Source organism: Deefgea piscis (genome assembly GCF_013284055.1).
Classification (GTDB): Bacteria; Pseudomonadota; Gammaproteobacteria; order Burkholderiales; family Chitinibacteraceae; genus Deefgea; species Deefgea piscis.
Genome location: NZ_CP054143.1, coordinates 985,567 through 1,000,071, shown reverse-complemented (window position 1 = coordinate 1,000,071; position 14,505 = coordinate 985,567). Strand labels below are relative to the sequence as shown.

The window sequence follows — 14,505 nt, the reverse complement described above, 5'->3', positions numbered from 1 at the left end:
GATTTTGCTGCAACGCCGCATTTTTATTTGCTTTTGCTGACTTGCGCCTGAGTAAAACTCGACTAGTGTGAAAGCGTGAGTTGGGAGGAAAAATCAATGCTTTGGCGTTTATCTGGAGTAATGGCACTGCTATTGATAGCAAATGCCAAGGCTAGTGGTGAGTTCTGGACATTTCAGCCGCCCGTGACGGGGATTGCACAACAAATCGAATCCTTACACAGTTGGTTGATGCTGCTGATTTTGCTGATTTTTGTTTTGGTTTTTGGATTTATGTTTTATGCCATTTTGCGGCATAGAAAATCACTCGGGCATGTCGCGAAACCGTTTCATGAAAATACCCTGGTCGAGATTTTATGGACGCTGATTCCAGCGCTCATTCTATTGGGCATGGCCTGGCCTGCTGCAAGCGTCATTCTGGCGCAAAAAAACACTCACGATGCTGATTTTACGATTAAGGCCACTGGCCATCAGTGGTATTGGGCGTACGACTACCTTGATCATGGTTTTGGTTTTAAAAGTAAATTGGCGACCCCACGTGGGCAAATCGAAAATTACCAGAGTCAAGGCGAAGCGAAAAATCCACAGTATTTACTCGAGGTGGATCAGCCTTTGGTGGTGCCTGTCGGTAAAAAGATTCGCATCCTAACCACCAGCAATGATGTGATTCATAGCTGGGGCGTACCTGCTTTTGGGGTGAAGCAAGATGCGATTCCGGGCTTTATTCGCGACACCTGGTTTAAAGCCGACAAGATCGGTACTTATCGTGGGCAATGTGTTGAGCTGTGTGGAAAAGATCACGGCTTTATGCCGATTGTGGTCAATGTGGTGTCACAGGCGGATTTTGATCGGTGGTTGGCGCAGCAGCAAGCCAGAGCCAAAGCGGCCCGAGATGATCCGAATAAAGTGTGGACCCGCGATGAATTATTGCAGCGTGGCAAGCAAGCTTATGAAGCCAATTGCGCCGCTTGCCATAAGGCCGATGGCGCGGGGAGCGGGGCATTCCCTGCTTTAGCAGGGTCTAAAATCGCTAACGGCGCGAAAGCTGAGCATATTCGCATTGTGCTCAATGGCAAAAATGCGATGCCAAGTTGGGGCACCTTGTCAGATGTTGAGCTGGCTGCGGCAATTAGTTACGAGCGTACGGCTTGGGGTAATCAAGCCGATCTGGTGATGCCAGCAGAAATTCGTGCAGCGCGAGCAAAGGGTAAATGATGACGACAGCAACTGAGCATTTAAATCATGGCCACGACGCGATGGATCACGGCTGGCGGCGCTGGTTGTATGCCACCAATCATAAAGACATTGGCACGCTGTATTTGTTTTTTGCTTTAGCGATGTTTTTTGTCGGTGGCTTTATGGCTTTGTGTATTCGGGCGGAATTATTTCAGCCGGGATTGCAGTATTGGCAGCCTGAGTTTTTTAATCAATTGACCACATTACACGGCATTATCATGGTTTTTGGCGCGATTATGCCGGCATTTACCGGCTTGGCCAATTGGATGCTGCCTTTAATGCTCGGCGCGCCAGATATGGCCTTTGCGCGGATGAATAACTGGAGTTTTTGGTTATTACCTCCCGCAGCCGCGTTGTTGCTGATTTCTTTATTGGTGCCCGGCGGGGCCGCTGGCGGCGGCTGGACTTTATATCCGCCGCTATCGATTCAAAGTGGCATGGGCATGGATTTGGCGATTTTTAGCATTCATTTGCTCGGTTTATCGTCGATTATGGGCTCGATTAATATTATTACGACGGTTTTAAATATGCGCGCACCGGGAATGCCGCTATTGAAAATGCCTTTGTTTGCTTGGACGTCATTGGTGACTGCGTATTTATTAATTGCAGTCGCACCGGTTTTGGCGGGGGCGGTCACGATGTTGTTGACCGATCGGCATTTTGGCACGCATTTCTTTAAAGCTGCGGGGGGCGGCGACCCGGTGCTGTTTCAGCATATTTTCTGGTTTTTTGGCCATCCCGAGGTGTACATCATGGCGCTGCCAGCGTTTGGGATTGTCAGCCAAATCATCCCCGTATTCGCACGAAAACCTTTGTTTGGCTACGTTTCAATGGTCTATGCCACCTGCTCGATTGCGATTCTGTCGTTTATGGTGTGGGGGCATCATATGTTTGCCGTCGGTATGCCGGCCACTGCACAACTATTTTTTATGTTTTTAACCATGCTGATTGCGGTGCCGACTGGGGTCAAAGTCTTTAACTGGATTGCGACAATGTGGCAATCCAGTATGACGTTTGAAACGCCAATGTTGTTTGCGATTGGTTTTGTTTGCTTGTTTACCGTGGGTGGCTTTTCTGGATTGATTTTGTCGATTGCGCCGGTTGATACGCAAATGCAAGACACCTATTATGTTGTCGCGCATTTTCACTATGTATTGGTCGCTGGTGCTCTATTTAGCTTGTTTGCAGCCGCATACTACTGGTTGCCGAAATGGACTGGCTTTATGTACCACGAGGGACGGGGCAAGTTTCATTTTTGGTGGTCGATGCTGTGGTTTAACGTGACGTTTTTCCCTATGCATTTTTTGGGGCTCGCTGGCATGCCACGGCGAATTCCAGATTATGCGCTGCAATTTACCGACTTTAATGCCATCGCCAGCGTGGGGGCGATCTGTTTTGGTCTCGGTCAGGTGTTCTTTTTATTCAATGTGATTCACACCATTCGCGGCGGTGTTGGCCCCGCGCCGAGTCGGCCATGGGAAGGCGGCAATACCTTGGAGTGGGAAGTGCCTTCGCCCGCGCCACACCATACGTGGGAAACACCGCCGGATTTAGCCACCGTGCAGCGCGGTTTACGCGCGCAAGGTTTGGAGAACGATTGATGACACGCAATCATAAAACTGCCCTAAAACTGGTTTTGCTGGCGGCGCTGTTTTTTATCGCCGTGATGCTCAGACAAGTTTATTTCACTGTTTGACCTAGCAGCAGCAAGGATCAACGATGGATTTAACGCAAAAAAATCAGCGTTTGGCGCTACGCTTAATCGCGGTTGCGGTGTTGATGTTTGGATTTGGCTATGCCTTGTCGCCGCTGTATAGCGCATTTTGTAAAGCCATTGGCTTGGATCGGGCACAGGCGGCCATTACCCAGCCGGGCGCGGCTTTGCGCTTAGAGTTTGATAGCAATGTGGCAGCCGATTTACCGATGACGATGCAGGTTTTAGATCCGGTGGTGATGGCCAAAGCTGGGGGCGTCGTCAAAGCGCGCTTTGTGTTGCAAAACGAGTCCGACCAAGTATTACAAGTGCGCGCCGTGCCAAGTTTTGCCCCAGTTCGGGCGGCGGGTTTATTACAAAAATTAGAATGTTTTTGTTTTGATCAATTGCAAATAGCGGCCAAAGAGCGCCGTGAAGTCACCGTGGTGTTATTGGTGGCGGATCAATTGCCGGCCGAAATGGGCGCGGCGACTTTGTCGTATAGTTTGCAAAAAGTGGCGCAGCCATGAAAACCTTATGGGCGACGATATTGGCGGTGCTGTCGGGGTTTTTTGGCGTAAGAAGTCGTAAAAACGCCGAGCGAGCGCCGCTTAAATTGCCATATTTAATCGCCGCCGGTGTGTTGTGTGCGCTACTGTTAGCGGCGCTTTTGTTGGCTTTGGCACGGTATTTAGTGAGTGGAGGTGGAGCATGAATGTAGAAAACGGCGTTCACGATGCACATTATTTTGTGCCGTCTCCCTCGCGCTGGCCAGCGGTGGGGGCGGTGGCTTTGTTTTTTCTTGGGCTGGGTGCGGCATTGAGTTTGAATCAGGTTTCGCTGGGCACTTGGAGCTTATTGCTGGGCTTTGCCATTTTAATTTGGATGTTATTTGGTTGGTTTGGTGACGTGGTAAAAGAATCCAATGCGGGGCAATATGGTCAGCAGGTGGATTATTCGTTTCGCTGGGGAATGAGCTGGTTTATTTTTTCTGAAGTCATGTTTTTTGCGGCATTTTTTGGCGCTTTATTTTATACCCGAGTGATTTCAGTGCCCGAACTGGGCTTTTTTAGCGATACGCAAAGCATGTTGTGGCCAGGGTTTACAGCCAATTGGCCGATGGCAACTGGGCCAAGCATTGACGCTTATCATGTGATGGGTGCGATGGGATTACCTGCGCTCAATACCGCGATTTTATTGACGTCGGGACTGACGTTAACCTGGGCCCATTGGGGATTAATGCAAAACAAGCGGCAGCAACTCAGCCTAGGACTAGGCATTACCGTTTTGCTCGGCTCGCTGTTCTTATGCTTGCAGGCCTATGAGTATCGTCATGCGTGGAATGAGCTGCATTTAACCTTAGGCTCAGGCGCTTACGGCGCGACTTTTTATATGCTGACTGGGTTTCATGGCATGCACGTGTTGGTGGGAACGATCATTTTGGCGGTGATGTGGTTTCGGGTGCAAAAAGGACACTTTACCCCGCAGGCCCATTTTGGTTTTGAGGCGGCGATTTGGTATTGGCATTTTGTCGATGTGGTGTGGTTATTGCTGTTTATTTTGGTGTATTGGCTATAAATCGCTCGGCCAAATTTTGTATCGTTGCCTGCAATAATGCGCTAAATCCAGCCCATGAAGCGACTGAGCATCAAGAATAAAAATAAACCAATAGATAAGCCAACTCGCCATGCGAGTAAGGTAAATAAGCGTTGTGATCCACCACGGATGAGCTGAGTTAAAGCCAGAGCAAGCAGTGCCATGATGGTTAGGAGTAGTCCTATGAGTACGATTTTCATTCCCAATCCTCCAGCTCATCAGCTTAAGCCAAATCAACAGATTTTGCGCAAACGGCAGTATGCCGCTTTGATTTTTCTGGCGGGTTTGGTTTGTTTAACGTTCGCTTTAGGCGCTTGGCAGCTGTGGCGGGCGAATCAAAAACAAAGCTTAATCGAGCAAATCACCACCCAACAGCGCTTACCCGAACTCACTTGGTCGCAAGGAAGCCCGCCACCATGGCGGGTTTTATTGCTCGATGGCGAGTGGCTCAACCACGCTGAAATCATGCTGGATCAACGCATGCTGGATGGTAAGTTGGGCTATCACCTGATTACGCCTTTTCGATTAAAAGACGGCTCGATTGTGATGATTAATCGCGGTTGGTGGTCGCCAGGCGAGCGAATGCTGCCACCGGTGGCTCAAGATCCGCCACGGGTCACGATACAGCCATGGCCGCGCTTTATTGAGCTGGGCGCGACACCGATTCAGGGGCGGGTATTTCAAAATTTAGATCTTGGCCGTTTCGCGGCGTGGGCGCATTTACCCATGCCAATTGCTTATGGTGTTGCTCAAGATGCTCCTGCAGGTATTTATCCTTTAACGGTGGATCGACCTTTGGGGGTGGCGCGGCATTTGGCGTATGCCCTTAGTTGGTGGTTGATGAGTGCTTTGGGGGCGTATTTATGGTGGCAGTTTTACTCTGCCGCAAGGAGGGGGTATGTCAGTAAAGGCTAGGTCTATAATTGTCTTGATAGCAATACTGGGCTTGTGTATTACGCCAGTGCTATTGGCGCAGTGGTTTTGGCTGAGCGGTCGCGTGAAAGGCGGCGAAAGCTACGGGCAGTTATTGGCGCAACCGGTTGTCGCGGCTGATCAGCAATGGCGCTTGGTGGCGCATGATCCTGCAGGCTGCAGCGATTTGGCCACGCAATTGATGATGAGCGCCCAGCAATTGCAAATCGCCCAAGGCCGCGAGCGTGGGCGGATTCGCAGTGTTGCGGCGTGTTCAATGCGATTGCCGACGCACTTTGCATTGGGTTTATATCTGATCGATCCGCATGGTAATGCGGTGATTTTTTATCCGCCAACGTTGTTGCAAGATGTCGCTGGGCGGCAAAAAACCATTCAAGAAATTGCGACGATTTTAAAAAACAATCGTGGTTTAAGTATCAGCACAAAAGCTTAATGGCAAGGCGGTGAAGCCGCAGGCCGCACTTTAGTCCGACAAGTCGAAACAATGATGCAAGAAAACTTTGGTCTATCGACTTAACTTGAGGTGAATGATGATTCGAGCGCTCTTGCTACTGACCATTCTCTGGACGTTCACCTTACTCATGCTGGGCGCGTATGTGCGCTTAACGGATGCCGGATTAGGCTGTCCTGATTGGCCCGGTTGCTACGGGCAACTCACTGCACCGGATGAGCCGCACGAAATTACGCAGGCCGAGCAAACCTTTGGTGGGGAAGTGCATGCCGGCAAAGGCAGTAAAGAAATGCTGCATCGTTATGTGGCCGCTGGTTTAGGTGTGTTGGTGTTGGTGTTGGCTTTGGCGATGGTCTTGTGGCGGCAACGGCTAGATCGTTTGCCAATATGGCTGATTGTTTTGCCGGTCTTGTTGATTGTTTTTCAAGCGCTGCTCGGCATGTGGACGGTGACTTTAAAGCTCATGCCGGTGGTGGTCACGGCGCATTTATTGGGTGGTATGAGTTTGTTGGCTTTATTGGTGGCGATGGCTGGCCGAATTGCGACGCCGTTGCCGGCGGCTTTTGCTGAGGTGCGATCGGCTTGCTATCTGGCGCTATTACTGCTCACTGGACAGATTATTTTGGGCGGTTGGGTTTCGACTAATTACGCTGGCTTGGCGTGTTCAACTTCAGTTTTTTGCCAAAACGAGCTTGCTGGGCATAGCGGCATATGGGAGGCGTTTCGCCCTGATCGCTTATTAGGCCAAACGGCCGATGGCGCGTCTTTAAGCTTGGCGCATCTTGCGGCGATCCAAAGTTTGCATCGCCTTGGCGCTATGCTGGTGCTGTTGGTGATTGGGCGCTTAATTTATGTATTGCATCAGCGATCTAGTCGTTTGGCGTTGCCATTGGCGGCGGCATTATTGCTACAGATTGGTCTGGGGATCAGCAATGTGCTGTTTTCATTACCTCTGCCATTGGCGGTCGCGCATAACGGCGGCGCAGCGCTGTTGTTGGCGATGATCGTTTTTATCGCCGCGCGTTTGCCTGTGGCTAAATATACTGCGATTTCGCGGCTTGATGCGACGTGGGTAAGGAGTTCGCTATGAATAGCTTGGGCTTGGTTGTTTCGCATCGGGGTAGTGATTTATTGCGTTTGGGTAAGCCGCGAGTTGTGGCGCTCATCGTCTTTTGCGCCTTGATTGGGATGCTGTTGGCTATGCCCAGCAAGATACAGTGGTCGGTGTTGTTGGCCGCGTGTATTGGCATTGCTTTTGTGGCCACGGGCGCAGCGGCCGCCAATTGTATTTTGGAGCGCCAGCGTGATGCCTTAATGGTGAGAACGCATTTACGCCCTTTGCCGCAAGGGCATTTATCTTGGCAATGGGCGGCGGTGTATGCGCTGTTTTGCACCAGCTTGGGTTTAATAATGTTGGGGCTGTTTGTAAATACACTCACCATGTATTTAACGCTAGCTACCTTTTTTGCTTATTCAGTGGTGTATACCCATTGGTTAAAGCCATTAACGCCGCAGAATATTGTGATTGGTGGCGCTGCGGGGGCTATGCCGCCAGTGCTGGGCTGGGCCGCAATGACCAATTCTGTTTCGCCCGAGGCGGCGGTGTTATTTCTGATTATTTATGCATGGACGCCACCGCATTTTTGGGCTTTAGCTTTGTATCGCCTCGATGATTATCGCCGTGCTGGTTTGCCCATGTTGCCGGTGACGCATGGCCGTGCATTTACGCAATTGGCGATTTGGCTGTATTCATGGATTTTGGCGGCAACGACCTTATTGCCATTGGCTTTGGGATTTTCTGCTGGTGTATATGCACTGGCCGCGATTTGGCTCAATACCGGATTTTTGCGCCGTGCGTGGCAATTGTATCGTCAGCCCAGTGATGCATTGGCTAAAGCGCTGTTTCGCTATTCGATACATTATTTGGCGTGGTTGTTTGCTGCTTTGTTATTGGATCATTATTGGCAGCATTTGCCATCGTTTTGGCGCTAAATTCAGCAAAATGCACCGATCTGTACATTTGTACATAGCGGCAACGGGCATAAAAACTGTAAGCTTTGCGGCCAATTTATCTGCCGGATACTATTTTCATGCGTTTTTATATCACTGCCTGTGCTTTAGCACTTTCTGTTGGCGCACATGCAAGCGATTTTTCCGCTTCAATGGGTCATGAATACCTCGGTGTGCATTACAGCAATAACATCAATCAATTGAAGCTTTCTGCCGATTTGTTATACAACTACGATCACGAAAATACGATTGCCAATATCGGTTTGGGTAAAAATATTCCACTCGGTGACAATACATTGACGTTGGGTGCTAAGGCCAATTTGCTCGACTTTAATTACAGCGATACTGAATACGCGCTGTCATTTGGTGGCGATTTGACTATTCCATTGACGCAGCAGTTTTCAATTTATGGCAGTGCTTACTGGGCGCCTAGCTTTGCGTCTTCAGGCAGCTTGACCAGCTATGTTGATTCTTCGGTTGGTGTTCGTTTTAATATCAGTAAGCCTATTGCGATTGATTTCGGTTACCGCTTTAGCCAAGCCGAGTTTCATGATCGCTACACCCGTACCGTAGCGGACGGCTTGTACGCTGGTGTTGGTTTGAAATTCTAATTGAATTTATTTTGCGTTGAGAATGAAAAAAGCGAGTGCGAATGGCACTCGCTTTTTTTTGCGGGTCAATTTCAAACCATATTAGCGCTTAATTCCAGTTGCTGACATTGGCTGAGCAATTGATTGAGTAAGGCCAAGCCTGCAGGCCAATCGCCAAAACCACTATCCACATTAATATGGCCATACGCGCCAAGGTTTTTCCAGCTACTGCCCCATGCCGTTGCCGTGTGGATGGCAAATTCGAGTGAAGCATAAGGGTCATTACTGCTGGTAACGACCATGCTAGGAAAAGGCAGTGGCGCTTTGGATAGATGATCAAAACCGATCGCGGTATTTGGAAACTGTGGACTATGTGGATCAGGTGGCGCAACCAGAAAAGCTCCACGGATCGATTTGGTGGTTTGAGCTGCCCAATTGGCAACGAGTAAGCAGCCTAAACTATGGGCGATGAGTATTGTTTCTGGCCCAGAGCGTTGTACTGCGGCATCTAAATTGGCCAGCCAATCGTCATGATGCGCCAATTGCCAATTGCTTTGCTCGACTCGGCTAAAGTTGCTATTGGTTTTTTCCCAGCGACTTTGCCAATGTGCTTCATTAGAACCATTCAAGCCCGGAACAATCAGAAAATTCATTCTTTATCCTTTTTGAAGCCATAAGCCGCAGCTTGCCTGTGATACGCACTGTCACAGTAGCTCAATATTTTGTTACGTAAATGGTATATTATTATTCGTTAATTTGTCATGTAAATTACACGAAAGTAATGTTTTACGTAAATTTAGCCACAGTTAAGCTGGATTTGGCATAGAGACGCGCAGCAGCGCCGAGGATGATCAGCGCTGCTGGCCGAGTTAAACAGACGGGTTTGGATTATCGCTTGGCACGCGGGTGACTAATAATTGGTCAATTTTATAATGGTCAATGTCGACCACTTCAAATTTAAACCCTGCATGAATCACGCAGTCGGTGCGTTTGGGGACTTTGCGTAAGATATACATCATAAAACCGGCAATGGTTTCGTATTGGTCATCATCGGGAAAGGCGTCGATTTGCAAAACGCGCTCCAAATCGCCAATCGCGGTAATGCCATCAACTAACCAAGAGTTTTCATCGCGCTGCACGATTTGTTCTTCGTCAGGGGCAATATATTGATCGCCCATTAGCATGCCGGTAATGTCATTCATCGTAATCAGACCAACGACTAAAGCATATTCATTGATGATGACGGCAAAGTCTTCGCGCGCCGCTTTAAAGTGCGCCATGATTTCAGCCAGCGTGAGTGATTCGGGCAAAATCAGCGCATTGCGCAATAAGCCATCACCGCGCAAGGAAATACTTTCACCACGTAACACATTACTTAAAATATCTTGCGAATCAACATAACCAATCACTTGATCAATATTGCCCATACACACCGGAAACTTGGCATGAGGATGGGCCAAGATTTTATTTTTAATTAGCTCGTCGCTTTCTAAGCGATCAATCCAGATAATGTTTTCGCGCGCGGTCATGCTCGATGGTGCGGTGCGTTCTTCCAGCTCAAAAACGTTTTCAATCAATTGATGTTCTTGTTTGGCGACCACCCCAGCCAAAGCACCGGCATTGGCTAAAGCTAAAATATCTTCGGTGGTAATGTCATTTAACCGTGCGGCAGGCAAGCCAAGGCGTTGAATCACCCAGTTGGCTAAACCATTAAAAAACCAAACCAAAGGCCGTAAGCAAGAGACGCAAAATAAAATCGGCCGCACAATACGCACCGCAACGGCTTCAGATGCCGCCATACCAATTCGTTTAGGGATCAGGTCGGCAATTAAAATAAACGCGGTGGTGACAATCAGGAATGAACCAATCGAGCCGATACTTTGCGCCTGCGTCGGATGGATGTATTGACTAAAAAATTGGGTGAAGGCTTGGGCGTAAACACTTTCGCCGAGTACACCGGCCAAAATAGCGACGACATTCACGCCAATTTGTACGGCAGTAAAAAAGTGCCCGGGTTGTGACTGTAGGCCCAAGACCAGATCGGCGCGGGCGTCGCCTTCGTCGCGCATCTGCTCGAGTTTGAGCTTACGACTGGCGGCGAGTGAAATTTCTGAAATCGATAAAAAGGCGCTGATCGCAATCAACAAGGCAATCAGCAGCGTGCTACTGAGTAAATTCATTGGCTAAATCCAACAATGATAAGCTCTGTAGCATAACGAGTTCTGTCGTAAATCGACAGTAAATAATCAGTTTTATCCGCAGTATCGCGTCATTGCGGTTTATTGGGGGCGGGCACGGAGTGGGGTATGGCGTGCAATTTGGGCTAATTGCGCTTCATAATCTTGGCGTAAATCGGTGTCGAATTTGTTTTTAGCGATCAATTGGCAGAGCTCACTGATATAGCTTTCGACATCGAGCTCATGCACTTCTATGAGTTGATTGCTCGGTGAATGGGGATTTATTCCCGTGGTGTTTGCAGCAGAAGGCGATTCAAGATTGAGTAATTTGGAAAATAAGCTAGGCATTGCACAATATCAATATAATCAATTGCTAATTTTATCGTTTAAGTAATTGATTCTCTGCGTAAAAACGCCATAGGGTTTCGGTATTTATACCGTGAATCATGAGCCGCAGTAACCAGCAGGCGCTGCTGATTAGTTTGGCGTTACGCTGGGATGGGTGTCGGCGCATTTGCGGTGCTGTGCGCGACTAATTTCACCCGGTGGTAAACCAAAGTGACTACGAAAGCGCCGTGAAAAACTGGCGATTTCTTCATAGCCCACCATAATCGCGACATCGCTGACGCTATGATTGCCGCTGGATAATAATTGGTGCGCTCTTTGCATGCGTTGTTGAATAATCAATTGCTGCGGCGTAGCGCCCAAATATTTGATACACAGCCTTTGAAAGTGTGCGGCGCTCACGCCATATTGCTGCGCCAGTACATCGACACGCCAGCTTTGCGCTGGCGCATAAAAAATGCCGGAAAATAATTGCTGTAATCGATCCGGCAATGCCATGCTTTGCACCGCACCGTTGAGCATCCGCTGTAATAAAGTCATCACCAATTGCAGCGCACTGCCAGCTTGCGATTGCTGTTTGATTCGCGCTTCAAAGCACAAGGTGTGTAAGGCATAAAATAGATTGTGGGCGTATTGCACCGAAACAACGCTGGCATCGGCACCTGCAAGTTTATTCCAGTACGGCACGTCATCGAGCAAAAACCAAGCAAAGCGCCAATGTTCACTGCGCCGCTGAAAGCCACGATGGCCATACGCCGGCAATACCGCCAGTTGATTCGGTCCTAAAGTCAGCCTGCGCTCGCCATCAATAATCTCGCCTTGTCCTTCGACGCCAATCAATAAGATATGAAATGGCGCGCCCATTCGCTCAATATGAAACTGGCCACGCGCCTCGGATACGCCCATAAAGTGAATATGATGTTCGGCAAGGCTGGTGAGCTGCGGGTGATGAAACGCACGCACGCCAACGCTCATTTGCTGCGTTTCTGGGCCAACCTCAAATAACTCTTGATAGATCATCGACATGTTCGATCTGGACAAAACGCAAGTTTCATTCTGCTATTTCGTCATTCTTCCTCATCGTTTAGTGTGGCTTACTCACTGCGGCTTTAGGGTGAGCAATGACTTTGATTCATTATTATAAAAATGAACAGGATGGAGACAGGATGAATGAGTTTAACAGGGCCATCTTGGCCGCCACGATTTTCAGCGTGGCTAGTGTTGCATATGCTGCAGATCCAGCGTGGCAAGAAGGGAAAACCTACTCGCTCGGCCAGCGGGTGAGTTATCAAAATCATACTTATCAAGCCATCATTGCCCACACTGCTTATGTAGGTGCCGGTTGGAATCCTGCAGTTTCTGCGACGCTTTGGCTTGACTTGGGGGCCAGCGGCAGTACCCTGCCAAGCCCAAGCCCAAGCCCAAGCCCAAGCCCAAGCCCAAGCCCAAGCCCAAGCCCAAGCCCAAGCCCAAGCCCAAGCCCAAGCCCAAGCCCAAGCCCAAGCCCAAGCCCAAGCCCAACACCGAATGGTGCTTGTAGCACGCCTTGGGAGAGCGGCAAGGTGTATACCGCTGGCGCCAATGTCAGTTATCAAGGACATAACTTCACGGCTAAATGGTGGGTTGATCGCGCACCGCAAAGCCAAGACACTTGGGGCGGTTGGCTGGATTTAGGCGCATGTAAGCAAACCGAGCCGGTTTCCACCGTGGGCTTATTATTCGATGACTTTAGCTATAGCAATACCAGCCAATTGGCGAATAATGGCTGGCTATTACGCAGCTGGGATGGCGGTCCGGGATTGAGTAATGGGCAGTGGAGCCCGAACAATATCTCGTTCTTGAGCGATGCAGCGCAGCCGGGCAATACGTTGATGCGCTTAAAAGCCAGCAGCAATATCAGCGCCGACCAAGTGGTAGGCAACCGAGCCAATGGTGGGCAAAGCTCGCAAGTCGAGCTGATGACGACCGAAGCGCGGTATCAAAATGGCACTTGGGCGGCGCGGATGTACTTTACCGATGCGCCAGTGCAAGGTCCCGATGATGACTCTGTCGTGCAAACCTTCTTTGGCATCACGCCTTACCTAGAAGGTGGCGAGCCGTATAGCGAAATCGATTTTGAATACCTACCTAATGGCGGTTGGGGAATTGCTGCGCCAACCATGTGGAGCGGTACCTACGCCATTGCGGCGTACGATCCGGAAAATCACGTCGCTGTCGCCACCCAACAAAGCTTTGCCGGCTGGCATACGCTGGTGATGAATGTGCACAACGACGAAATTCGGTTTTATATCGATGGCCGTTTAGTACAAAGCTACCGTGGTAAAGCGCAGCCAGACCATCCGATGTATCTGTCGTTTCAATTGTGGTTTAACGGCAGCGGGCTGATTCAGAGTAATGAACTGCGTGAATACCAAGAAGACATCGATTGGGTTTACCACCGCCAAGATCAACAATTGAGCACCAGCGAAGTCGAAGCGCAAGTTCAGCAATTGCGCCAGCAAGGGCTCGCCGCAGTGAAAAACATTCGTTAATCTAAGGGTATCGCTACCTAGTCATTGATTGTAATGCGCTAGGTGGAGATACCCTTTGTTGCTGGGTTTTTTCCGATGATGTGTTGCTGCCAGCAAGCGGCATATTGCTTTTATTCAACACCAATATTGTTAAGGGGCCACTGCATGCGCATTACAGTGGCTGGCCCTTATTGATAAGGGTGCGGGGTATTGGTTTTGATTTTCCCCATCCCTTTGATGGTTGAATTGATTTGTGGCTCGTTGGCAAATGAAACTGTGCCAACGCCATACAACTGAATCGTCGCGGTTTCGGCATTTTCAACGTAGACGTTGCCGGTCCCACGACTATCGATTTCAATGTTTCCCACATTCGGCATGTAGACATCGCCAACACCATAATTAGAAACCGTGGCCGATTGTACTGTGTTGGTCAATATTTCGACCCTGCCTGTGCCACGATTAGAAACACTGATTTGTTTCAAATTGGGTGACTGGATTCTCGTGACGCCAGTACCGTGATTCTCCACCTCGCTCAAAACGCTTTGCTCAGCTACCAGGGCGCTATTAAAAACAATCGCTGGCATATTGGGGCTGATATTTTGCTCGGTGCGTAGCTGGATAATGCCTTGCGCCAATAAGTCCTGATCCAACTCGGCCAGCAGCGCTTCATCTAACTCAACACTTGCTTTAGGCGAAGAAAATTGCCGCACATTCACAGGGCTATGATTAATTAATTTCGCCCCTTGGTTGCTGAGCAAAACCTCGATCACCTTGCCGCTCGGTTGAATTGCACCTTTGCTTTGCAGTGCAAATTCAAATGCAGCGGCGCCACTGTTAATCACAAAATGTGGGTTGGGCTTTGCGTGCCAGACAGTCACTGTGCCCAAGGCCAATACGGCCAACACGCAAGCAGGAAATAACCATTGTTTTAGCGGCTTCAATTTATTCATGATGCTTCCCCCAAAGA

17 protein-coding genes are annotated in these 14,505 nt (G+C 49.3%); 11 read left to right on the top strand and 6 right to left on the bottom strand.

Features of this window, described 5'->3' with window-relative positions; translation table 11 throughout:
* Window positions 1–96: 96 nt before the first annotated feature.
* From coxB to HQN60_RS04860, 5 genes are all read left to right on the top strand, one after another.
* Entirely contained in the window at window positions 97–1,212 is a 1,116-nt protein-coding gene (coxB, locus tag HQN60_RS04880) for a cytochrome c oxidase subunit II (protein WP_173532604.1), read from the top strand.
* Complete coding sequence (ctaD, locus tag HQN60_RS04875) at window positions 1,212–2,834, top strand: cytochrome c oxidase subunit I (RefSeq protein ID WP_373281556.1); 1,623 nt, start codon at window positions 1,212–1,214, stop codon at window positions 2,832–2,834. Before coxB ends, ctaD begins: the two co-directional genes overlap by 1 nt.
* A 118-nt stretch (window positions 2,835–2,952) precedes the next feature.
* On the top strand, window positions 2,953–3,456 hold the full coding sequence (locus HQN60_RS04870; protein ID WP_173532602.1) for a cytochrome c oxidase assembly protein: 504 nt from the start codon (window positions 2,953–2,955) through the stop codon (window positions 3,454–3,456).
* Window positions 3,453–3,641, top strand: a complete 189-nt coding sequence (locus HQN60_RS04865) for a DUF2970 domain-containing protein (protein ID WP_173532601.1) — start codon at window positions 3,453–3,455, stop codon at window positions 3,639–3,641. The genes HQN60_RS04870 and HQN60_RS04865 overlap by 4 nt, the downstream gene beginning before the upstream one ends.
* A complete protein-coding gene (locus tag HQN60_RS04860; protein ID WP_173532600.1) occupies window positions 3,638–4,504 on the top strand; it encodes a cytochrome c oxidase subunit 3 in 867 nt (288 codons plus the stop codon). The genes HQN60_RS04865 and HQN60_RS04860 overlap by 4 nt, the downstream gene beginning before the upstream one ends.
* Before the next feature lie 41 nt (window positions 4,505–4,545).
* Here the strand turns inward: HQN60_RS04860 and HQN60_RS04855 are convergent, their stop codons facing one another.
* On the bottom strand, window positions 4,546–4,722 hold the full coding sequence (locus tag HQN60_RS04855; protein ID WP_173532599.1) for a DUF2909 family protein: 177 nt from the start codon (window positions 4,720–4,722) through the stop codon (window positions 4,546–4,548).
* Between HQN60_RS04855 and HQN60_RS04850 the strand changes: the two genes are divergently transcribed.
* From HQN60_RS04850 to HQN60_RS04830, 5 genes are all read left to right on the top strand, one after another.
* Window positions 4,706–5,437: an SURF1 family protein gene (locus tag HQN60_RS04850; RefSeq protein ID WP_173532598.1), complete on the top strand. Its 732-nt coding sequence runs from the start codon at window positions 4,706–4,708 to the stop codon at window positions 5,435–5,437. The genes HQN60_RS04855 and HQN60_RS04850 overlap by 17 nt on opposite strands.
* A 13-nt stretch (window positions 5,438–5,450) precedes the next feature.
* The gene (locus HQN60_RS04845) at window positions 5,451–5,888 is read left to right on the top strand and encodes a hypothetical protein (protein ID WP_173532597.1); all 438 of its coding nucleotides are present in this window, start codon (window positions 5,451–5,453) and stop codon (window positions 5,886–5,888) included.
* A 94-nt stretch (window positions 5,889–5,982) separates the two neighbouring features.
* Window positions 5,983–6,996 carry a COX15/CtaA family protein gene (locus HQN60_RS04840; RefSeq protein ID WP_217390247.1) on the top strand — a complete coding sequence of 338 codons (1,014 nt, stop codon included), beginning with the start codon at window positions 5,983–5,985 and terminating at the stop codon, window positions 6,994–6,996.
* Entirely contained in the window at window positions 6,993–7,898 is a 906-nt protein-coding gene (gene cyoE / locus HQN60_RS04835) for a heme o synthase (protein WP_173532596.1), read from the top strand. Before HQN60_RS04840 ends, cyoE begins: the two co-directional genes overlap by 4 nt.
* Before the next feature lie 98 nt (window positions 7,899–7,996).
* Window positions 7,997–8,527 (top strand): YfaZ family outer membrane protein, encoded by a 531-nt coding sequence (locus HQN60_RS04830; protein ID WP_173532595.1) that lies wholly within the window; start codon window positions 7,997–7,999, stop codon window positions 8,525–8,527.
* Between the two features lie 71 nt (window positions 8,528–8,598).
* Here the strand turns inward: HQN60_RS04830 and HQN60_RS04825 are convergent, their stop codons facing one another.
* The 4 genes from HQN60_RS04825 to HQN60_RS04810 form a co-directional block, all read right to left on the bottom strand.
* Entirely contained in the window at window positions 8,599–9,159 is a 561-nt protein-coding gene (locus HQN60_RS04825; protein ID WP_173532594.1) for an RBBP9/YdeN family alpha/beta hydrolase, read from the bottom strand.
* A 216-nt stretch (window positions 9,160–9,375) separates the two neighbouring features.
* A complete protein-coding gene (paeA, locus tag HQN60_RS04820; protein ID WP_173532593.1) occupies window positions 9,376–10,686 on the bottom strand; it encodes a polyamine export protein PaeA in 1,311 nt (436 codons plus the stop codon).
* A 99-nt stretch (window positions 10,687–10,785) separates the two neighbouring features.
* Complete coding sequence (locus HQN60_RS04815; protein ID WP_173532592.1) at window positions 10,786–11,031, bottom strand: hypothetical protein; 246 nt, start codon at window positions 11,029–11,031, stop codon at window positions 10,786–10,788.
* 129 nt (window positions 11,032–11,160) lie between these two features.
* Complete coding sequence (locus tag HQN60_RS04810; RefSeq protein ID WP_173532591.1) at window positions 11,161–12,054, bottom strand: helix-turn-helix transcriptional regulator; 894 nt, start codon at window positions 12,052–12,054, stop codon at window positions 11,161–11,163.
* A 140-nt stretch (window positions 12,055–12,194) separates the two neighbouring features.
* Between HQN60_RS04810 and HQN60_RS04805 the strand changes: the two genes are divergently transcribed.
* Window positions 12,195–13,559, top strand: coding sequence for a carbohydrate-binding protein (locus HQN60_RS04805; RefSeq protein WP_173532590.1), 1,365 nt, complete (start codon window positions 12,195–12,197; stop codon window positions 13,557–13,559).
* Between the two features lie 167 nt (window positions 13,560–13,726).
* Here HQN60_RS04805 and HQN60_RS04800 read toward each other — a convergent pair whose 3' ends face one another.
* Window positions 13,727–14,488, bottom strand: coding sequence for a GIN domain-containing protein (locus HQN60_RS04800; protein ID WP_173532589.1), 762 nt, complete (start codon window positions 14,486–14,488; stop codon window positions 13,727–13,729).
* Between the last annotated feature and the right edge of the window lie 17 nt (window positions 14,489–14,505).